Annotated in this window: 17 protein-coding genes; 4 read left to right on the top strand and 13 right to left on the bottom strand. The window is 68.6% G+C overall.

All coding sequences use genetic code 11. From position 1 onward, the window contains the following. Nucleotides 1-5: 5 nt before the first annotated feature. The 9 genes from ftsW to PP359_RS00805 form a co-directional block, all read right to left on the bottom strand. Entirely contained in the window at nt 6-1,268 is a 1,263-nt protein-coding gene (gene ftsW / locus PP359_RS00845) for a putative lipid II flippase FtsW (RefSeq protein ID WP_499249713.1), read from the bottom strand. After that, the gene (gene murD, locus PP359_RS00840; protein ID WP_499249712.1) at nt 1,231-2,832 is read right to left on the bottom strand and encodes a UDP-N-acetylmuramoyl-L-alanine--D-glutamate ligase; all 1,602 of its coding nucleotides are present in this window, start codon (nt 2,830-2,832) and stop codon (nt 1,231-1,233) included. The genes ftsW and murD overlap by 38 nt, the downstream gene beginning before the upstream one ends. After that, nucleotides 2,814-3,923, bottom strand: coding sequence for a phospho-N-acetylmuramoyl-pentapeptide-transferase (gene mraY, locus PP359_RS00835; RefSeq protein WP_499249711.1), 1,110 nt, complete (start codon nt 3,921-3,923; stop codon nt 2,814-2,816). Before mraY ends, murD begins: the two co-directional genes overlap by 19 nt. Beyond that, entirely contained in the window at nt 3,920-5,323 is a 1,404-nt protein-coding gene (locus PP359_RS00830) for a UDP-N-acetylmuramoyl-tripeptide--D-alanyl-D-alanine ligase (protein WP_499249710.1), read from the bottom strand. Before PP359_RS00830 ends, mraY begins: the two co-directional genes overlap by 4 nt. A 49-nt stretch (nt 5,324-5,372) precedes the next feature. After that, nucleotides 5,373-7,184, bottom strand: coding sequence for a peptidoglycan D,D-transpeptidase FtsI family protein (locus tag PP359_RS00825; protein ID WP_036316624.1), 1,812 nt, complete (start codon nt 7,182-7,184; stop codon nt 5,373-5,375). 4 nt (nt 7,185-7,188) lie between these two features. After that, nucleotides 7,189-7,794 carry a cell division protein FtsL gene (gene ftsL / locus PP359_RS00820; RefSeq protein WP_039416149.1) on the bottom strand — a complete coding sequence of 202 codons (606 nt, stop codon included), beginning with the start codon at nt 7,792-7,794 and terminating at the stop codon, nt 7,189-7,191. After that, complete coding sequence (gene rsmH, locus PP359_RS00815; protein WP_499249709.1) at nt 7,791-8,750, bottom strand: 16S rRNA (cytosine(1402)-N(4))-methyltransferase RsmH; 960 nt, start codon at nt 8,748-8,750, stop codon at nt 7,791-7,793. The genes ftsL and rsmH overlap by 4 nt, the downstream gene beginning before the upstream one ends. Before the next feature lie 97 nt (nt 8,751-8,847). Beyond that, nucleotides 8,848-9,279: a division/cell wall cluster transcriptional repressor MraZ gene (gene mraZ, locus PP359_RS00810; RefSeq protein WP_036316618.1), complete on the bottom strand. Its 432-nt coding sequence runs from the start codon at nt 9,277-9,279 to the stop codon at nt 8,848-8,850. A 213-nt stretch (nt 9,280-9,492) separates the two neighbouring features. Further along, nucleotides 9,493-9,870, bottom strand: coding sequence for an SCO2097 family morphological protein (locus PP359_RS00805; protein WP_036316616.1), 378 nt, complete (start codon nt 9,868-9,870; stop codon nt 9,493-9,495). A 79-nt stretch (nt 9,871-9,949) separates the two neighbouring features. Here PP359_RS00805 and PP359_RS00800 point away from each other — a divergent pair, with 79 nt between their 5' ends. Continuing rightward, nucleotides 9,950-11,038 (top strand): polyprenyl synthetase family protein, encoded by a 1,089-nt coding sequence (locus tag PP359_RS00800; protein ID WP_112931666.1) that lies wholly within the window; start codon nt 9,950-9,952, stop codon nt 11,036-11,038. An 18-nt stretch (nt 11,039-11,056) separates the two neighbouring features. On the opposite strand, the gene PP359_RS00795 is transcribed toward PP359_RS00800, so the two are convergent. Further along, a complete protein-coding gene (locus tag PP359_RS00795) occupies nt 11,057-11,404 on the bottom strand; it encodes an Rv2175c family DNA-binding protein (protein ID WP_005049107.1) in 348 nt (115 codons plus the stop codon). A gap of 166 nt (nt 11,405-11,570) precedes the next feature. Between PP359_RS00795 and PP359_RS00790 the strand changes: the two genes are divergently transcribed. Together PP359_RS00790 and pknB are read left to right on the top strand one after the other, a co-directional pair. Further along, a complete protein-coding gene (locus PP359_RS00790; protein ID WP_292682335.1) occupies nt 11,571-12,593 on the top strand; it encodes a LysM peptidoglycan-binding domain-containing protein in 1,023 nt (340 codons plus the stop codon). Between the two features lie 90 nt (nt 12,594-12,683). Then, nucleotides 12,684-14,609: a Stk1 family PASTA domain-containing Ser/Thr kinase gene (gene pknB, locus PP359_RS00785; protein ID WP_135949323.1), complete on the top strand. Its 1,926-nt coding sequence runs from the start codon at nt 12,684-12,686 to the stop codon at nt 14,607-14,609. A 29-nt stretch (nt 14,610-14,638) separates the two neighbouring features. Here the strand turns inward: pknB and PP359_RS00780 are convergent, their stop codons facing one another. The 3 genes from PP359_RS00780 to PP359_RS00770 form a co-directional block, all read right to left on the bottom strand. After that, entirely contained in the window at nt 14,639-15,976 is a 1,338-nt protein-coding gene (locus PP359_RS00780) for a class II 3-deoxy-7-phosphoheptulonate synthase (protein ID WP_036286495.1), read from the bottom strand. A gap of 51 nt (nt 15,977-16,027) precedes the next feature. After that, nucleotides 16,028-16,711 (bottom strand): lysophospholipid acyltransferase family protein, encoded by a 684-nt coding sequence (locus tag PP359_RS00775; RefSeq protein ID WP_005049096.1) that lies wholly within the window; start codon nt 16,709-16,711, stop codon nt 16,028-16,030. 66 nt (nt 16,712-16,777) lie between these two features. After that, entirely contained in the window at nt 16,778-17,716 is a 939-nt protein-coding gene (locus tag PP359_RS00770) for an ROK family glucokinase (protein WP_499249708.1), read from the bottom strand. A gap of 191 nt (nt 17,717-17,907) precedes the next feature. Here PP359_RS00770 and PP359_RS00765 point away from each other — a divergent pair, with 191 nt between their 5' ends. Beyond that, complete coding sequence (locus tag PP359_RS00765; protein WP_378794777.1) at nt 17,908-19,743, top strand: AMP-dependent synthetase/ligase; 1,836 nt, start codon at nt 17,908-17,910, stop codon at nt 19,741-19,743. Nucleotides 19,744-19,755: the final 12 nt, after the last annotated feature.

Genomic DNA, 19,755 nt, shown 5'->3' with positions numbered 1-19,755 from the left:
AGAGCCTACCGGCGGCGGGGCAGCGGCTCAGCGGCGATCGCGGTCGAGGCGGGACCGACGGGGATCGTCCGCGCGAAGGACAGCAGCACACCGCAGGCGAACAGGACCGACAGCAGCGAGGTACCGCCCTGTGACATGAACGGCAGCGGCACCCCCAGCACCGGCAGCAGACGCAGGACGACACCGATGTTGACGAGGGCCTGTCCGACGATCCAGACGATGATGCCGCCCGTGACGATGCGGATGAAGGGGTCGCGGGTCTTACGGATGATCTGGAAGGCGGCGATCGCGAACACCGTGAACAGCAGGAGCACCACGGCGCAGCCGACGAGTCCGAGTTCCTCACCGAGGATCGCGAAGATGTAGTCGTTCGACCGGGCCGGCAGCCAGCCGTACTTCTCGCGGGAGTTTCCGAGCCCGAGTCCGAACAGTCCCCCGTTGGCGAGGGCCCACACCCCGTGCACCGCCTGATAGCAGTCACCGACGGCCGCGTTGTAGCAGTCCATCGAGTCGAAGTTGACGAAGCTGCTCATGATGCGCGCCATGCGGTTCGAGTTGGTCACCGCGAAGAACACGGCGGAGACCACCACGACGATCAGCGGGATGATGAAGATGCGCAGCTTCACACCGGAGAAGAACAGGCAGCCCAGCAGGATCGCCATGAGGATCATTCCCGTGCCCAGGTCCTCGCTGCCGACCGCGACCAGTCCGATGACGAGACCGCCGACGGGAACGACCGGGATGAACACGTGGGCCCAGGACCCCAGCAGCGTCTGCTTGCGAAACAGCACGTAGCCGAGCCAGAGCGCGAGAGCGAGCTTGAGGAACTCGGAGGGCTGCGCCTGAATGCCGCCGATCTGGATCCAGTTCTGGTTGCCGTCGTTGGCCACGCCGAGGCCCGGGACGAACACGAGCATCTGGAAGCAGGTGGCCGCGATCAGAGCGGGCCAGGCGATCCGCTTCCAGAACGTGACGGGCAGCCTGCTCGCGATGAACATGAGCGGGATGCCGATGACGGCGAAGATCGCCTGCTTCATGACGATCTCGAACGGGCTCTGACCGGCGGCCATGGCCGAGGCCATCGTCGCGGACAGGACCATCATCAGTCCGAACCCCGTCAGCAGCAGAGCGGTCGAGGCGACGAGCAGGAACTCGCTGGACACTGGCGCGAACACGCGTCCCAGGGAGACGCGTGCGGCGAAGCCCGACGTCGCGGCGTCGTCGGGCCCGTCAGCGGCGGGACGGGTCGGCGGGGTCGTCGTGGTCATCGGCTCCCCCTCCGTCTGTCGCGCCGGTCTCGTTCGGTGTCTGCGGGGCGGACGAGGAGGTCCATTCCCGCACGGCCATCGCGAAGCGGCGACCGCGGTCGGCGTACGAGTCGAATTGATCGAAGGATGCCGCGGCGGGGGCGAGGAGAACCACGTCACCGTCACGGGCGATCCGTGCCGCCGCAGCGACCACGTCTGCCATGACGTCTTCAGTCTGAGCGTGGTCGACTTCGATGACGGGAATGGCCGGCGCGTGTCGCGCGAACGCCTCCGTGATCGGCGCACGTTCGACGCCGATGACGATGACCGCCTTGACACTCGGACCACGTGCGGCGACGAGATCGCCGATGTCCACGCCCTTCATATCACCGCCGACGACCCAGACCGCTCCTGGGAACGCCGCCAGCGATGACGCGGCCGCGTGCGGGTTGGTCGCCTTGGAGTCGTCGATCCACGTGATGCCGTCTGCGGTGGCGACGACCTCGATGCGGTGGGCATCGAGCCGGAAGCTGCGCAGGGCCTCCGCGATGCGCGTGGGCGGCACATCCAGCGCGCGGGCCAGCGCGGACGCGGCGAGGATGTTCGCGACGATGTGTGGAGCGATCAGACCCTGAGCGGCGAGCTCGTCGAGCGTGGTGATCTCCAGCGCGCTGGTGCGTCGATCCTCCAGGAAGGCGCGGTCGACGACGATCCCGTCGACGATGCCGAGATCGCTCGGACCTGGAACCCCGAGATCGAAGCCGATCGCGCGACACCCGTCGACGACATCGGCCTGTTCGACCATGATGCGGGTCGCGACGTCGGACTTGTTGTAGACACAGGCGACGCGCGTGTGCTGGTACACGACCGCCTTCGCATCGCGGTACGCGGCGAATGAGCCATGCCACTGCAGGTGGTCATCGGCGAGGTTCAGGCACACGCTCGCGAAAGGCGACACCGGCTCCGATCCCTCCTGCAGTGAGAGGTACCACAGCTGATGACTGGAGACCTCGACGACGAGCACGTCGAACCCGCTCGGGTCACGCACGGCGTCCAGGATCGGTACGCCGATGTTGCCGCACGGCGCGGCACGCAGTCCGCCGGCGATGAGCATCGTCGCGGTGAGCTGGGTCGTCGTCGTCTTGCCGTTGGTACCGGTGATCAGCACCCAGTCCACGGGCGTGCCGTCCGGGCGCAGGACCTTGTCGCGAACGCGCCAGGCGAGCTCGATGTCTCCCCACAGGGCCGTGCCCCGCTCGCGTGTCCAGGCGATGATCGGATGGTGGGGCGCGAAGCCGGGCGAGGCGACGACCACTTCGGGGTCGAAGTCGACGAGCTCGGCCGGAACGGAACTGAGCGCACCCACGTGCAGACGCGCTCCGATCACGGGCAGCAGCCGTGCGTACTCCTCGCTCGCCGACTCGCTGAGCACGAGGACCTCCGCGCCGAGCTCCGCGAGGGTGTCGGCGACGGAGAACCCGGTCATCGACAAACCGAGGACGGCGACGCGCAGTCCGCGCCAGGGCGCATTCCAGCTGCGCAGGGCGTCGAGGTCGCGGGTGCCCGTCACAGCGCCGACAGCCATTCGACGTAGAACAGGGCGACGCCGGTCACCGCGAGCATGCCGGCGATGATCCACATGCGCACGACGATCGTGATCTCGGGCCAGCCGCGCATCTCGAGGTGGTGGTGGAACGGGCTCATCAAGAAGAGACGCTTGCCGCCGGTGGCCTTGAAGTAGATGCGCTGCAGGATCACCGACCCCGGCCCGATGATGAAGACGCCGGCGATGATGACGGAGAGCAGCTCGGCGCGCGCGAGGATCGCCATTGCGGCGATCACACCTCCGATGGCCATCGAACCGACGTCTCCCATGAAGATCTTCGCCTTGGGCGCGTTCCACCAGAGGAAGCCCACGAGGGCACCTACGAAGGATGCCGCGATGATCGTGAGGTCCATCGGGTCGGGCGTGGCATAGCAGCCGCCGACGTAGGCGTTCACGAGCGCCTCACTGGCACAGCGCTGCTGGAACTGCCAGAAGGTCACGAGACTCAGCGCGGAAACGGTGAAGATGCCGGATCCGGTCGCGAGGCCATCGAGTCCGTCGGTGAGATTGGTCGAATTCGACCACGCGACAGAGATGAACGTGATCCAGATCAGATACACGATCCAGCCGACGACCGCTCCCAGGGCGAAGAACGACAGCATGGGGATGTCGCGGAAGAAGGAGACGTACGGGGACGCCGGCGTCTCCCCCCGTGCGTCGGGGAAGTTCAGCGCCATGATGCCGAAGGGCACCGCGACGAGCACCTGGCCGACGATCTTGCGCCACCCCGACAGACCGAGGCTGCGCTGCTGGCGCACCTTCATGAAGTCGTCGATGAAACCGACGATGCCGAATCCGACCATCATCCAGATCACGAGCAGGCCCGAAATCGACGGCGGCGCTCCTCCGGTCAGCGTGCCGACGACGTAGCCGACGATCGAGCCCACGATGAAGACGATCCCGCCCATCGTGGGTGTTCCGCGCTTCGTCTGATGGCTGGGGTTGTGCGCGTTCTCGGGGGTGCGGATGACCTGACCCCAGCCGAGCTTATCGAACAGCCGGATGAACAGCGGCGTGAGAAAGAGGGTGAACGCGAGCGAGATCGTCGCAGCCGCCAGCAGTGATCTCACGAGAACGATTCTCCCAGACGATCGCCGAGGTGCCGCAGGCCCGCGGAGTTGGACGACTTCACGAGCACCCGGTCGCCGTCGCGGAGCTCACCGCGAAGATAGTCGAAAGCCTCGTCCGCCGTCTCGAAGAAGACCGCTTCGCCGTCCCACGAGCCCTCGCCGATGGCGGCGAGGTACAGACGGCGGGCGTCGCGTCCGACCACGACGATGCGCTCGATGCGCAGGCGCACCGCGAGCAGACCGACACGGTCGTGCTCTTCGCCCGCGAGGTCACCGAGCTCACTCATCGCGCCCAGCACGGCGACCTTGCGCTCGCCCGGGCCGGCGATCTGCGCGAGCGTGCGCAGAGCCGCGGCCATCGAGTCGGGACTCGCGTTGTACGCGTCGTTGATGATGCGGACCCGGTCCGAGCCCATCGGCTGCATCCGCCAGCGCTCGGCGATCTCGAGCGTCTCCAATCGCGCGATCGCCGCGTCGGGGGCGACCCCGAGCTCGCGCGCCGCGGCCAGCGCGGCCAGCGCGTTCATGACGTGGTGCTCGCCGAGTACGCGCAGTCGCAACGGCCATCGTCCCTCAGGGGTCACGACGGTGCAGGTCGTGCCCGCGGCGGTGACCTCGACGTCCTCCGCGCGCACCTCCGCTGCGGATCCTCGCCCGAACCACCGCACGTCCACACCTCGGGATGCCGCGACGTCGGCCATCGTGACGACACGCGCGTCATCGCGGTTGAGGACGGCGACTCCACCGGGGCGCACCGCCTGGACGAGCTCGGTCTTCGCCTTCAGCGTCGCCTCGACTCCGCCGAAGCCTCCCGCGTGGGCCAAGCCCACCATCAGGACGACGCCGACGTCGGGCGTGACGAGTCCGGCGAGCTTCGCGATCTCGCCGGGGCCCGACGCGCCGAACTCGCTGACCAGGAAGCGGGTGTCCGCGCCGACACGGAGCATCGTCAACGGTGCGCCGACCTCGTTGTTGAACGAGCCGCGCGGAGCGATGGTCTCGCCCTCGCCCTCGAGGATGCGGGCGAGCATGTTCTTCGTCGTGGTCTTGCCGTTCGACCCCGTGATGCCGACGATCCTGAGCCGACCGTGCTCGCGCACGGCGGCGACGACCGCGCGCGCCAGGTGCGACAGGGCCGCCACGGCGTCTGCGACGACGATCTGACTGACCGGCGCGTCGACGAGCCGCTCGACGATCGCGAGGACGGCTCCGGAGGCGACGGCACCGGCGACGAAGTTGTGGCCGTCGGTGACTTCTCCGGGCTTGGCCACGAAGATGTCACCGACGCGGATCTCGCGGGAGTCGGTGTCGACGTTGCCGTCGACCACCGTGTCGGGGGTGTCATCGGCGGCCAGGTGCAGGGTGCCCGCCACAGCGGCGGCGACCTCGGCGAGCGTCATCCGGATCATAGGCTTTGTTCCTCACGCGCGGTGGCGCGTCACGGTGTCGTCATTGTGTCACGGGCAGCAGCGGGGTGTCCGAGCCCGAGGGCATCACCCGGTAGTGCGTCAGCACCTGGGTCATGGCCTTCTTGAAGACCGAGCGGTTGGCCGAAGACATCGTGTTGGTCTTCGGCTCGTTGAAAAGGGTCAACACAACGTACTGCGGATCATCGGCGGGTGCGTAACCGGCCAGCGAGGTCATGAAGAGGTTGTCTTTGTAGCCGCCGTGTCCGTCCGGCACCTGTGCCGTTCCCGTCTTGACGGCCAGCCGGTAGCCGGGGATCTTGATGTCGTCGGCAAGCGTGCCCTGGGCGTAGACGTTCTCGAGCATCTGGGAGACTTCGGCGGCGGTCTGCGGCTTGATCACCTGCACCGGTGCCGGCAGGTCGGGGGTGACGACCGTCCCGTCGGGCTTCGTGCAGGACTCCACCAGCTGTGCCGGCATGCGCACCCCGCCGTTGGCGATGGTCTGGAACAGGCTCGTGACCTGCGTCGGCGTGACGGTGAAGGCCTGCCCGAAGGTGGTCGTGTAGAAGGTCTGGTTGTCCCAGGTCGACGCGTCCCGGATCTCTCCCGTGGGCTCGCCCGACCAGTTCAGGGCCGTGCCGTCGCCCACGCCGAAACGCTTCAGGTAGTCGTAGCGCGTTTCGGCGGGCACCTGCGCGCCGAACTGCGACATGGCGACGTTCGAGGACTGCACGAGACCGCCGGTGAGGGTCAGATTCTCGGTGGGGTGGCTCTCGGAGTCGTTGATGACCGCGCCGTTGGGGAACTGGATGCGATCGGGCGTCTCTACCGTGGAGGTCGGCGTGAGACCGCCCTGCTCGATGACGGTGGCGGCCGTCACGGGCTTGAACGTCGATCCCGGCTCGTAGGAGACGCGAAGCAGGCGCGAGCCACGGTTGTCGGGATCGGAGGCGCCGGGATCGTTGGGGTCTACCGTGTTGGTCTCGGCGAGGGCGCGGATCTTGCCGGTCTTCGCCTCCATGACGATGATGCCGCCCCAGTCGGCCTGGTAGCGCGCCGTCTCCTCGGAGATCAGCTGCTGCATGAACCACTGCAGATCGCTGTCGATCGTGAGCTTGAGCGTGCCGCCGTTGACGGCCGGCTTCTCGACCTCGGTGCCGGGGATGATCACGCCGTCGGCACCGCGCTGGTAGGTCAGCGAGCCGTCCGTTGCCTGGAGGCACGAGTTCTGCAGAGACTCCAGTCCCTCCAACGGGTCGCCGTCGGAGCCGACGAAGCCGATGAGGTTGCCGGCGACCGCACCGTCGGGGTAGGTCCGGGCGGGGTGGAGGGGGAAGGTGAGGAACGGGAGCTTCAGCGCCGCGAGCGCGCGATACTCCTCGGTGGAGACGTACCGCTTCACATACGCGAAGCGCGACGCCGAGTTCTCGGCCAGCGCGTCGGACACGATCTTCTCGACGTCGGCGGTCGACTGGCCCGTGATCGCGGCGATCTTGGGGGCCACGTCGGTCCACGGAGTCATGATGTTCTTGCCGTCGGCATCCGTCATCGCGTTGCCGCTGGCATCGGTCTGCACGGCTCCCTGCGCCGCGAGCATGGGGTCGATCTGCACATCGTAGAGCGTCGTGCTGCTGGCGAGGACGACGCCGTTGTCGTCGACGATCTCGCCGCGCGCTCCGTAGAGCGTGGTCTTGGCCCCGGTCGCGAACTGCTCGGAATCGTCGACGTGCTCGCGCGCATTGACCACCTGGATGTCCACCAGACGCACGACGAAGGCGGACAGCACCACCAGGACGACGGCGAGGGCGACGACGGTGCGGCGCCGCGGGCTGCGAGTTGCTCGTGTCGTCATGGATTCAGTGTGTGGCGGGGACGGGCAGACCGTCGGCGATGGCGGGGGGTGTCGGCGTATCAGGGATGGCCTTGTCGACCACGGAGCTGCCGCCGGTCGCGCCGAGGCTCGCCGCGGGGTCTCCGACGAGCGGACGCCCGCTGACGAGGGCGTTGCCGACGGCGGCCTTGCTCAGCGCGTTCACCGCGCTCGCACCGGTCAGGCCGGCGGCCGTGCCGATGACGGCGTTGTCGCTGAGCCGCAGATAGGTCGGCGCCTGGCCGGTGACCATGCCCATCGCCTCCGCATTCGCGGCGAGGTACTGCGGCGAGCTCAGGCCGGCGATGCTGTCCTGCAGCATCTGCTTCTGCCAGTCGAGACTGCGCTGCTGATCGCTGAGCGTCGACAGCTCGTAGGAGGACTGCGTCGTCAGGATCGACAGCCCCATCTGCGCGCCGCCGATCAGGAGCGCACCGCTGACCGCGACGATGCCGTAGACGAGCCGAGGACGCCGTCGCGGCGCGGGCTGCTCGACCGCGTGGAGGCGTCGCGCCGGCTCCCCAGGGGTGCGCAGCGGAAGGGGCGCAGCCCCCACGAACGGATCGAGGTTGCTCTCTGCCGGCACGCTCATGCCGCCTCCCGGATGCGTTCGGCCGCGCGCAGACGCACGGGTGCGGCCCGCGGGTTGCGTGCCTTCTCTTCTTCGGAGGCCAGCTCGGCGCCCTTGACCACGAGCCGGAATCGCGGAGCATGCTCGGGAAGCTCGACGGGCAGTCCCGCCGGTGCCGTGGATGCCGCGGCATCCGCGAACATGCGCTTGACGAGACGATCCTCGAGCGACTGGTAGCTCATGACGACGATGCGTCCGCCCACGTTCAACAGGTCCATGCTCGGCGGGAGGGCACGCTCCAGCACCGACAGTTCGGCGTTCACCTCGATGCGCAGAGCCTGGAAGACACGCTTGGCGGGGTGCCCTCGTCCCTCGCGCTGGACGGCGACCGGCGTCGCCGCGACGAGGATGTCGACCAGCTGCCCGGACCGCTCGATCGGAGCCTCGGCGCGCGCGGAGATGATGGCCCGTGCGTAGCGTCCCGCGAGCTTCTCTTCGCCGTAGCGCTCGAAGATGCGGCGAAGATCGCCTTCGCCGTAGGTCGCGACGATCTCCGCTGCCGTCGTGCCGGATGTCTGGTCCATGCGCATGTCCAACGGCGCATCCTGTGCGTACGCGAACCCGCGATCGGCCTCGTCGAGCTGCAGCGAGGAGACACCGAGGTCGAAGAGGATGCCGTCGACGCGATCGACGCCGGCGGAGCGCACGGCCGATGCGATCCCGTCGTAGACGGTGTGCACCAGCGTGACGCGCTCACCGAACCGCGCCAGCCGCTGCCCCGCGATGCGGAGGGCGTCGGTGTCGCGATCGAGCCCGATCAGGCGGATGTCGCCGAATCGCTCCAGCAGGGCCTCGGAGTGACCGCCCATGCCCTCGGTCGCGTCGACGAGAACGGCGCCCGGATGCGCGAGGGCGGGCGAGAGCAACTCGACGCAGCGCTCGAGCAGAACCGGGGTGTGGATGTCGGAGGTGCTCATGATGAGGCGGGTGTGGGCCGGAGTCGTGATCCCCATCCGCCTGACCTGACACCGGGGAAGTGCGTCAGGGCGTGCGGCTGGGAGTCACGGCCACGGCTCAGAACAGACCCGGGATCACCTCCTGCTCCATGTCCGAGTAGCTGTCTTCGTTGCTGTCTGCGTAGGCGTTCCAGGCCTGCGCATCCCAGATCTCCGCGTGGGCCCCGACGCCCGTGACCACGAGTTCGCGGTCGAGGTTGGCGTAGGCACGCAGGTGCGGCGGGATCGTGATGCGGCTCTGGCTGTCGGGCTTCTCGTCGCTGGCGCCCGAGAGGAACATGCGCTGGAAGTCGCGCGCCTGCTTGTTGGTGAGGGGCGCCTCGCGGATCTTCTCGTAGACCCGCTCGAACTCCTTCGTGCTGAACACGTAGAGGCAACGCTCCTGGCCTCGCGTCACGACGACCCCGTCACCCAGGTCGGTTCGGAACTTCGCCGGAAGGATGAGGCGGCCCTTGTCGTCGAGCTTGGGGGTGTAGGTGCCCAGCAGCATCGGCCACTCCCCCTTCCTCCGGCCCGATCAAGGTGCGCACCACTTTACTCCACTTTCCTCCACCTGACTATGGTTTCGTGGGCGCAACGCTCCCCTGGGCTCCCCCGCTGCGAATCGACGGGAGCGCCCGGCGCCGCGCAGCGCCGTCGCCGGGCACAAAAAAGAGCACCGACCTCGTGGTCGGTGCTCTTCGCGTCGTGCGCGGCGCTGCGGTCAGGATCCGTCTTGGCGGCGGTCCCAACGGTCGTTCATGCGGTCCATGAAGGACGAGGATCCGGTGCGGGACGGCTTGCGCTGCCCCTTGTGCTCCGGCGAGGTCTTGAGCGCAGCGAGCCCCTTGGCAGGGGTGGCGGCGAGCACGACGCCGGCCACCATGACAAGGAAGGCGATCACGCCGATGGCGATGATGCCGGTGGACACACCCGCGATCAAGCCTCCGAGACCCACGAGCACGAGGATGGTGCCGTAGACGATGTTGCGATAGCTGAGGGTGCGGCCGTCTCGGGACGCGCTCACGACGTCTGCGTCCTTGTTCATGAGATGGCGCTCCATCTCATCGAGCAGACGCTGCTCCTGCTCTGACAGCGGCATGCTGCCCCCTCCTCGCCGTTTCGGACCGGCATCTCGTGCGGTCGATTCTACGCGTGCGGTCGAGAACTAGGCTAGGCCCGTGCACGCTTCCGCCGACCCGATCGAGGCCATTTCCCAGCGACTGGCAAGGTTCGTGACAGCGCAGCGCCTCGCGTGGGCGGATGCCGGCCCCGAAGCGCAGGTCTTCCTGGATGCCGCGACGCGCACCCTGGCCGGGGGAAAGCGTCTACGAGCGCGGTTCTGCGTCACGGGATGGCTGGCCGTGGCGGGCGTCGACACCGACGTCAAAGAGGTCCCCGACACCGTGCTCGATGCGGCCGCCGCACTGGAGGTCTTCCACGCCGCGGCGCTCGTCCACGACGACATCATCGACAACTCCGACACGCGGCGCGGACAGCCCGCCGCACACCGTGCTCTCGAGGCGGCGCACGCGGGGTCCGGCTGGGTGGGCGACGGTTCGGCGTTCGGGCGGTCGGCGGCGATCCTGCTCGGCGATCTCCTCGTCGCCTGGAGCGACGACCTGCTCGAGCAGGGACTGGCGCGTGCGCCGCACGCGGCATCCGCGCGGGAGGTCTACGCCCTGATGCGCCGGGAGGTCACCATCGGCCAGTTCCTCGACATCGCCGAGGAGGCGGCGTTCACGACGGCCCCCGACGAGGAACACGCCGAGCGCGCCCTCCGCGTCGCGTCACTGAAGTCCGCGCGCTACAGCATCCAGCACCCCCTCCTGCTGGGTGCGGCGCTCGCCGGAGCCGACGCCACGCAGTCGGCGGCTCTGGCCGCCTTCGGTCATCCGCTGGGACTGGCGTTCCAGCTGAGGGACGATGTTCTCGGCGTCTTCGGCGACACTGCCGTCACCGGTAAGCCCTCCGGCGACGACCTCCGCGAAGGCAAGCGCACGCTGCTCATCGCCTACACCCGCGAGGCGCTCGCCCCCGATGACCGTGCCGCGCTCGACGCCCTCATCGGCGATCCCGCCCTCACTGCCGAGCAGATCGCCCAGATCCAGCAGAGCATCATCGACACCGACGCACTGGCGCGCGTCGAATCGGCGATCAGCGCCTACGCGGGCGAAGCGGAGCACGCCCTGCAGAGTGCACGACTGTCGTCGTCGGCGCTGGACCAGCTGAGAGAACTCGCCGACGCATCCATCAGCCGTACGGCGTGAGGCGGGTCGTGCTCGGTGTCAGGCCAGCGTCTGCGCGACGCGGCGGACCTCGCTCTTGCGCCCCTGACGGAGGGCAGAGATGGGCGCCTGGCCGATGGAGTCCTCCTCGCTGAGCAGCCAATCGATGGCCTCGTCGTCGGTGAACCCGGCGTCCTGAAGCACGATGATCGTGCCGCGCAGCGACGACAGCGGATGCCCGTCGACGATGAAGATCTCCGGCACGGCGAACGCGCCGCCGCGACGTGAGCCGATCAGGTGCTTGTCGTCGAGCAGCCGGCGCACGCGACCGAGCGGTTCATCGAGAACCTCGACGAGGTCGGGAAGAGTGAGCCAGCGGGTGGACGCGGGGACGATGTCGTCGGTCACCCTTCCACTATCGCATCTCGAGGCCGCAGCGTTGACGAGATCGAGCCTGTCGAAGCAGGAGTCACTTCTGTCACAGAAGTCACTTCTTATAGCACCCGTTGACATGAATTTACTTCCATGACACGGTGTCGTCGGTAGGAAACGGGTGCGAACAAGGAGAAGACCGTTGTCACGACTCGACCACCGCCCGAGCGCGTCGCGCGCGGCCACCACCGGTGTGATCGGCACGATCGGCACATTGGCGTTGACCCTGAGCGTCGCGCCGGCCTCGGCGGCGACGGCCGATCCGCGTCCGGCAGCCGGCGATCAGACGCGCATCGGCGCGCCGACGCCCCTCACTACCACCCGGCAGGCGGCCGCACCGGCGACCTACACCGTGGAGAGCGGCGACACGCTGTGGGATATCTCCCGACGGGTCGGAATCGAGCTGTCCGCACTGCGTGCGGCGAACGGGCTCGAGGCCACCACGGTGATCCATCCCGGGCAAGTGCTGGTTCTTCCCGGCGGGATCGCCCCGGCCGCGGAGTCTTCGGCTCCGGTCGCGAGGGCCGATACGTCGACCGGCGCGACCGCGACCTACGGAGTGAACGCGGGTGACACCCTGTGGGCCATCGCCGACGCGCACGGCGTGAGCCTCGATGCCCTGTTGCAGGCCAACGGGCTCGGGCGGGATGCCATCATCTACCCCGGCCAGACCCTCGCGATCCCCGGGCCGGCCGCCGTGCTCCAGGCCACCCCCGCCGCGGTCGAGACACCCCTGCCCGCAACGGCGCCGGCCACCGATCTCGACGCGGAGCAGACCGCGAATGCGCGGACGATCATCCGGGTCGGGCGCGAACTGGGCGTCCCCGATCGCGGCATCGCGATCGCTCTGGCCACGGCGATGGTCGAGTCGTGGATCCGCAATCTGGACTGGGGCGACCGTGACTCGCTCGGGCTGTTCCAGCAACGCCCGAGCACCGGATGGGGCACTCCCGATCAGGTGCGCGACCCCGTGCGCTCGACCACCGCGTTCTTCGAAGGCGTCTCGGGCCCGGACGGCCTCATCACGCGCGGACTGTTGGACGTGCCCGGATGGGAGTCGATGGACTTCGGCGCCGCCGCCCAGTCCGTGCAGGTCTCGGCGTATCCGGAGCGCTACGGGCCGTGGGAGCAGACCGCCTACGCGTGGCTCGCGGCACTCGACTGAGAGCGAGGACGCCGTGGCATTGCCTGCGCACATGCCGTGAGGGGTGAGCCGCTCCCGGGCCCGAGCGCTCCGGCTCCCTAGAATCGCAGGGTGAGCACGAGCCAGCAGACCGACCCGCTGATCGGCCGTCTGGTCGACGGGCGGTATCGCGTCCGCGCTCGCATTGCGCGCGGCGGGATGGCAACCGTGTACGTCGCGACCGATCTGCGCCTCGAGCGCCGCGTCGCCCTGAAGGTGATGCACAGCCATCTCTCCGATGACACGGTCTTCCAGAGCCGCTTCATCCAGGAGGCGCGCGCGGCGGCGCGCCTTGCCGACCCCCACGTGGTCAACGTCTTCGACCAGGGCCAGGACGGCGAGATGGCGTACCTGGTGATGGAGTACCTCCCCGGCATCACCATGCGCGAGCTGTTGCGAGAGCAGAAGCGCCTCAGCATCCCTCAGACGATCACGATCATGGATGCCGTCCTGTCCGGCCTCGCGGCCGCGCACCGCGCGGGCATCGTCCACCGCGACGTGAAGCCCGAGAACGTCCTGCTCGCCGAGGACGGGCGGATCAAGATCGGCGACTTCGGCCTCGCGCGCGCGACCAGTGCGAACACGGCCACCGGACAGATGCTCCTGGGAACGATCGCGTACCTCGCGCCCGAGCTCGTCACCCGCGGAACCGCCGACGCCCGCAGTGACATCTACGCCCTCGGCATCATGCTCTACGAGATGCTCGTCGGCGAGCAGCCCTACAAGGGCGAGCAGCCGATGCAGATCGCCTATCAGCACGCGACCGACTCCGTCCCGCGCCCGAGCGCGCGCAACCCCGGCGTCCCGGAGCAGTTCGACGAACTCGTGATGTGGGCGACCGAGCGCAATCCCGACGAACGTCCGGTCGACGCGCGCGCGATGCTCGACCGCCTGCGCGAGATCGAGAAGGAACTCGGCGTCTACCCTCACGTGGTCCGAACGCCGACCGCCGGCGTGGTCGCGGTCGATGACGGAGTCGACTCGGGCGAGCTCACCAAGGTGATGCCGGGGACCTTCACGGCCCCGACGGTCACCGAGACGGTGGACAACTCCACGCGACTGCGACTGCGCAGCCGCCGCCGAGCGCGACGCGGCGGATGGCTGGTCGTGCTCGTGCTGCTGCTCGCCGTGCTCGCAGGGGGCACGGGTTGGTGGTTCGGATCCGGACCCGGTTCGCAGGTCGGCGTTCCCGACGTGGCGGGGAGCACTCTGGACGCCGCGACGGCCACCCTCGCTGCTGAGGGGCTGACCGCAACGCCGGCGCAGGATCACAGCCGCGACGTGCCCGTCGATCTCGTCATCCGCACCGACCCCGGCGCCGGCTCCCGCGTCGACAAGAACAGCGCCGTGATCGTCGTGGTCTCGCTGGGCCCGGCATCCCACGACATCCCCGCCCTGGCGGGACAGAGCGTGGATGCGGCCACCGCCGCGCTCGGCACCTTCTACATCACCCCGTCGGGAGATCCGACCCAGATCTTCACCGATTCCGCCGCAGGCACCGTGGTGAGCGCATCGATCACCCCGCCCGGCGGCGGCGCCGCGGTGGACTGCTCGAAGGGCTGCACGGCACTGGAGGGCTCGAGCGTCGCTTTCGAGACCTCTGCGGGGCCGGTGCCCGACGTCTCGGGCCAAACGGTCGACGCCGCCACGTCGGCGCTGAAGGCCGTGGGGCTGGGCGCGACGACGACGCAGGCCTACGACGACGAGGTCGCCGAGGGCCGTGTGATCCGGATCGCGGACAAGGACGGCGGCGCGCCGTTCCGACCGGGCGACACCGTCACCCTGGTCGTCTCGAAGGGACCGCAGCCGATCGCCGTCCCCGACGTCACCGGCAAGACGGTCGCGCAGGCCATGGACCAGCTGAAGCAGGCGGGATTCGAACCGGGCACCGCCCTCCCCGAGATCGTGTGGGGAATCTTCACCGTGTCGAGCACGAGCCCCGCCGCCGGCACCATGCAGCTCCCCGGGACCAAGATCACGGTCCGCTCCACCGGCTGAGCCGGACGCGCACGCCGCGCGGGCGCGGATCAGCGCTTCTCGAGCTCCTCGGCGACGAGGAAGGCGAGCTCGAGGCTCTGCATGTGGTTCAGGCGCGGGTCGCACAGGCTCTCGTAGCGCGTCGCGAGAGTGGCCTCGTCGATGTGCTCCGACCCGCCGAGGCACTCGGTGACGTCGTCACCCGTGAGCTCGACGTGGATGCCGCCCGGGAACGTTCCGACCGCACGGTGTGCCTCGAAGAAGCCGCGCACCTCGTCGACGACATCGTCGAAGCGACGCGTCTTGTAGCCGGTCGGGGTCGTGATGCCGTTGCCGTGCATGGGGTCGGTGACCCACAGCGGTGTCGCACCGGAATCGCGGACGGCCTCGAGCAGCGGCGGAAGGGCATCGCGGATCTTGCCGGCACCCATGCGCGTGATGAAGGTCAGCCGGCCCGGCTCGCGCTCGGGATCGAGCTTGTCGATGAGCTCGAGCGCCGTCTGCGGTGACGTCGACGGGCCGAGCTTCACGCCGATGGGGTTGCGGATCTTCGAGAAGTAGTCGACGTGGGCGCCGTCCAGCTCGCGCGTGCGCTCACCGATCCACAGGAAGTGCGCCGAGGTGTTGTACGGCGTGCTGGTGCGCGAGTCGATGCGGGTCATGGGGCGCTCGTAGTCCATCAGCAGACCCTCGTGCCCCGTGTAGAACTCGACGCGGCGCAGCTCGTCGAAGTCGGCGCCCGCCGCCTCCATGAACTTGATCGCTCGGTCGATCTCGGTTGCGAGACGCTCGTACTGCTGGTTGGCCGGGTTCTGCGCGAAGCCCTTGTTCCAGCTGTGCACCTCGCGAAGGTCGGCGAATCCGCCCTGCGTGAACGCGCGGATGAGGTTGATGGTCGATGCCGCCGTGTGGTACCCCTTCAGCAGGCGCTGCGGGTCTGCGGTGCGGGAGGCTTCGGTGAAGTCGTAGCCGTTCACGATGTCGCCCCGGTACGCGGGCAGGGTGACGTCGCCACGGGTCTCCGTGTCGCTCGAGCGGGGCTTGGCGAACTGGCCGGCCATCCGCCCCATCTTCACGACGGGCATCGAGGCACCGTAGGTCAGAACGACGGCCATCTGCAGCACCGTCTTGATGCGGTTGCGGATCTGCTCCGCGGTCGCGCCGGCGAAGGTCTCGGCGCAGTCACCGCCCTGCAGAAGGAACGCCTGGCCGGATGCCGCGCGCGCGAGGCGGTCGCGGAGGTTGTCGACCTCGCCGGCGAAGACCAGCGGCGGCAGTGTGGCCAGCTCCGCCGACACCGCGGCGACGGCATCCAGGTCGGTCCAAGAGGGCTGCTGCTTGATCGGGAGCGTGCGCCAGTGATCGAGATCGGCGTGCAGGGTGGGCATCCGCTCAGTCTAGTGGCGACCCGGACGGCGCGGATGCCGCATGACGGCGGCTCACGCGCGCGCTGCCCGCTCCTTCACCGTGGACGCGTAGACGTCGTCGTACTGCTGCTCCCCCAGCCGCTGCAGCGCCACCATGATCTCGTCGGTGACGGAGCGCAGGACGTACCGATCGGATTCCATGCCCTGGAATCGTGAGAAGTCGAGCGGTTCTCCGATCACCATGCCCACCCGGCCGACGCGCGGGATCGTGCGGCCGATCGGCATGACGGCGTCGGTGTCGACCATGACGACGGGGATGACCGGCACCCGTGCTTCCAGCGCCATGCGCGCGAGCCCGGTGCGTCCGCGGTAGAGCTTGCCGTCCGGGCTGCGGGTGCCCTCCGGGTAGATGCCCAGCAGGTCGCCCCGACCGAGCACCTGCAGTCCGGTGTTCAGCGATGCCTCCGACGCCTTGCCTCCGGTGCGATCGACGGGAATCTGGCCCGTCGCCTTCATGAACATCCGCGTCGCCCAGCCTTTGAGTCCCGTGCCGGTGAAGTAGTCGCTCTTGGCGAGGAAGCTCATCGGCCGGTCGATCATGAGGGGCAGGAAGATCGAATCGCTGACGGAGAGATGGTTGCTCGCGAGGATGGCGGCTCCCGATGACGGGACGTTCGTTCGCCCGACGATCCACGGTCGGAAGATCGCTTTGACGATCGGCCCGATCACGATGTACTTCATGACCCAGTAGAACATCAGGCGTGACTCACCTCTCTGTGACGTCTGTCCGTGTCCACGATGCGACGAGGATATCCCGACGGCTCACTGGCTGCGCAGCCCCGCGAGATCGGCGACGCCCACCATCCCCGCATCGTTGCCGAGTGTCGCCGTGACGAAGCGCGCGGTCGGTCGATCGCCGAAGCCGGGCAGAGAGGTCTCGTACGCCAGCCGCGTGGGCTCCAGCAGAACCTCGCCGAGGTCGGCGACGCCGCCGCCGATGACGTAGAGGTCGGGGTCGAGAACCGCCTGAAAGGCTCCGCAGGCCTCTCCGAGCGCGGTGGCCACGCGGCGCACGGCCTCGACGGCACCAGCGTCGTCCTCGGCGAGGAGGCGCGCCAGGTCGGGCCCGTGGACGATGCCGTCCGCATCGCGGTGCGCGGCCAGACGCTCGCCGATGCCCCCGGCCTCGGCGATGTCACCCAGCTCGCGCTGCAGGGCGCGCCCCGACGCGTACTGCTCCAGACAGCCGTTCTGTCCGCAGCCGCACGGGCGACCACCGCGGACGAACCGCAGGTGACCGAGCTCCGCCGCGCTGCCGTTGGCACCGATGAGGAGACGTCCGTCGTTGATGACGGCGCCGCCCACGCCCGTGCCGAGGGTCACCATCACCATGTCGGTGGATCCCTGACCCGCTCCGAAGCGATACTCGCCCCACCCCGCGGCGTTCGCGTCGTTCTCCAGCGTGACGGGACGGCCGATGCGTGCTTCGAACTGCGCACGCAACGGCTCGTCGTGCCAGTCGATGTTGGGCGAGAGCAGCATCACCGACCGACTGCGGTCGATGTAGCCCGCCGCAGCGACACCGACCGCCGCGACCTCGTGACGCGAGGCCAGCTCGTGCACCATCGCGGCGACGGCGTCGGCGAGTTCGCCGGCGTCCACCGGCGTGGCGACGCGGGCGCGCTCGATGATCGCGCCCGTGTCGTCGACGACACCTCCGGCGATCTTCGTCCCCCCGATGTCGATGCCGACGTTGAGCACGGCGCTCCCTTCCGGCCGGCCCGGGCGGCACGGCATCCGAGAGTCTAGTGTGGACAGGACAGACCCACGGTCGGGGCAGGCCGTGCTTTTCGGGCGACGCTGTCTTCTGTGGGACTGAGTTCCACCAGGAGTTAGACTCGATTCCAGCCGTCGATCGCCGACGCCACCCGGTACCGAAGGAGTTGCCGCCCATGAGCGCCGTACAGTTCGAAGTCCCCGCCGTCGTTCCCGCCGACCCGCAGGCCAACATCGCCGATCTGCTCGTCGAACGCGTCAAGGCGACACCGTCCCTGGCCCTGTTCGCCGTCCCCGATGGTGACGGCTGGCGAGACATCACCGCCGCCGAGTTCGAACGAGAGGTGATCGCGCTCGCGAAGGGCTTCGCCGCCGCGGGCATCGCCCCGGGCGACAAGGTGGGCTTCATCGCCCGCACCACGTATGAGTGGACGCTCGTGGACTTCGCCCTCTTCTTCGCCGGCGCCGTCATGGTGCCCATCTACGAGACGAGCTCGGCGGCGCAGATCAGCTGGATCCTGTCCGACTCGGGCGCCGTCGCGGTGCTCGGCGAATCGGCCGAGCACGCGGCCCGCATCGCGGAGATCCGTTCCGAGGTGCCGCTCGTCCGCGACGTCTGGTCGATGGAGGCCGGCGACCTCGACACGCTCCGCGCGGGCGGCGGCACCGTCGAAGATGCCGAGATCGAGCGTCGTCGCCGCATCGCCGTCGGCTCGGACATCGCCACGCTCATCTACACCTCGGGATCCACGGGACGCCCCAAGGGCTGTGTCCTGACCCACAGCAACTTCGTCGAACTCTCTCGCAACGCCGCCAAGGCGTTGGCCGAGGTCATGAACACCCCTGGCGGCGCATCGACACTGCTGTTCATCACGACCGCGCACGTCTTCGCCCGCTTCATCTCGATCCTCGACGTGCACGCCGGCGTGAAGACCGGGCATCAGCCCGACACCAAGCAGCTGCTGCCGGCCCTCGGCTCCTTCAAGCCCACCTTCCTGCTGGCCGTACCCCGCGTGTTCGAGAAGGTCTACAACTCGGCGGAGCAGAAGGCGGAGGCCGGCGGCAAGGGAAAGATCTTCCGCGCCGCGGCCCACACGGCGATCGAGCACTCCCGACTGCTCCAGGAAGGCAAGAAGATCCCGCTGGGCACGAAGGTGAAGTTCGCCCTGTTCGACAAGCTCGTCTACGGCAAGCTCCGCGAAGCCATGGGTGGACGCGTCACCTATGCCGTCTCGGGGTCCGCTCCCCTGGGCCCCCGTCTCGGCCACTTCTTCCACAGCCTCGGCGTGACCATCCTCGAAGGCTACGGACTCACCGAGACGACGGCGCCGGCCACCGTCAACCTCGCGACGAAGTCCAAGATCGGCACGGTGGGGCCGGTGCTCCCCGGCGTCGGCGTGCGTCTGGCCGACGACGGCGAGGTCGAGGTGCGGGGCGTCAACGTCTTCAAGGAGTACTGGCGCAACCCCGATGCCACGGCCGCCGCGTTCGACGACGGCTGGTTCAAGACCGGTGACATCGGCGCGTTCGACACCGACGGCTTCCTCACGATCACCGGACGCAAGAAGGAGATCATCGTCACCGCCGGCGGCAAGAACGTCGCTCCCGCGGCACTGGAGGACCCGATTCGAGCGAACCCGATCGTCGGTCAGGTGGTCGTCGTGGGCGACCAGAAGCCGTTCATCTCGGCGCTGATCACCCTCGACCCCGAGATGCTCCCCGCCTGGCTGGCGAACAACGGCCTCCCGGCGGACATGTCCCTCTCGGATGCCGCGAAGAACCCGCAGGTGCGGGCCGAGGTGCAGCGTGCGGTGGACATCGCGAACAAGAACGTTTCGCGCGCCGAGTCCATCCGCAAGTTCACGATCCTCGACAGCGAATGGACCGAGGCGAGCGGACATCTCACGCCCAAGATGAGCATCAAGCGCAATGTCATCCTGAACGACTTCGCGAACGAGATCGAGGAAATCTACACCGTGCCGGTGACGACGACCAACGTGTCGCTGGGCTGATCTCGAGACGCG

Source organism: Sphingomonas sp. BLCC-B65, from assembly GCF_028550675.1.
Lineage (GTDB): Bacteria > Actinomycetota > Actinomycetes > Actinomycetales > Microbacteriaceae > Microbacterium.
This window is presented reverse-complemented; position numbering and strand designations above follow the sequence as displayed.

Coding starts and splice junctions, on each gene's coding strand:
- ftsL (WP_039416149.1), bottom strand. CDS start 7,794: ATGAGCGTGCCGGCAGAGAGCAACCTCGATCCGTTCGTGGGGGCTGCG.
- PP359_RS00765 (WP_378794777.1), top strand. CDS start 17,908: ATGAGCGCCGTACAGTTCGAAGTCCCCGCCGTCGTTCCCGCCGACCCG.
- PP359_RS00775 (WP_005049096.1), bottom strand. CDS start 16,711: ATGTTCTACTGGGTCATGAAGTACATCGTGATCGGGCCGATCGTCAAA.
- PP359_RS00780 (WP_036286495.1), bottom strand. CDS start 15,976: ATGCCCACCCTGCACGCCGATCTCGATCACTGGCGCACGCTCCCGATC.
- rsmH (WP_499249709.1), bottom strand. CDS start 8,750: ATGAGCACCTCCGACATCCACACCCCGGTTCTGCTCGAGCGCTGCGTC.
- PP359_RS00825 (WP_036316624.1), bottom strand. CDS start 7,184: ATGACGACACGAGCAACTCGCAGCCCGCGGCGCCGCACCGTCGTCGCC.
- murD (WP_499249712.1), bottom strand. CDS start 2,832: ATGGCTGTCGGCGCTGTGACGGGCACCCGCGACCTCGACGCCCTGCGC.
- PP359_RS00830 (WP_499249710.1), bottom strand. CDS start 5,323: ATGACGCTCGCCGAGGTCGCCGCCGCTGTGGCGGGCACCCTGCACCTG.
- mraZ (WP_036316618.1), bottom strand. CDS start 9,279: ATGCTGCTGGGCACCTACACCCCCAAGCTCGACGACAAGGGCCGCCTC.
- ftsW (WP_499249713.1), bottom strand. CDS start 1,268: ATGACCACGACGACCCCGCCGACCCGTCCCGCCGCTGACGGGCCCGAC.
- PP359_RS00805 (WP_036316616.1), bottom strand. CDS start 9,870: ATGCCGCTGTCAGAGCAGGAGCAGCGTCTGCTCGATGAGATGGAGCGC.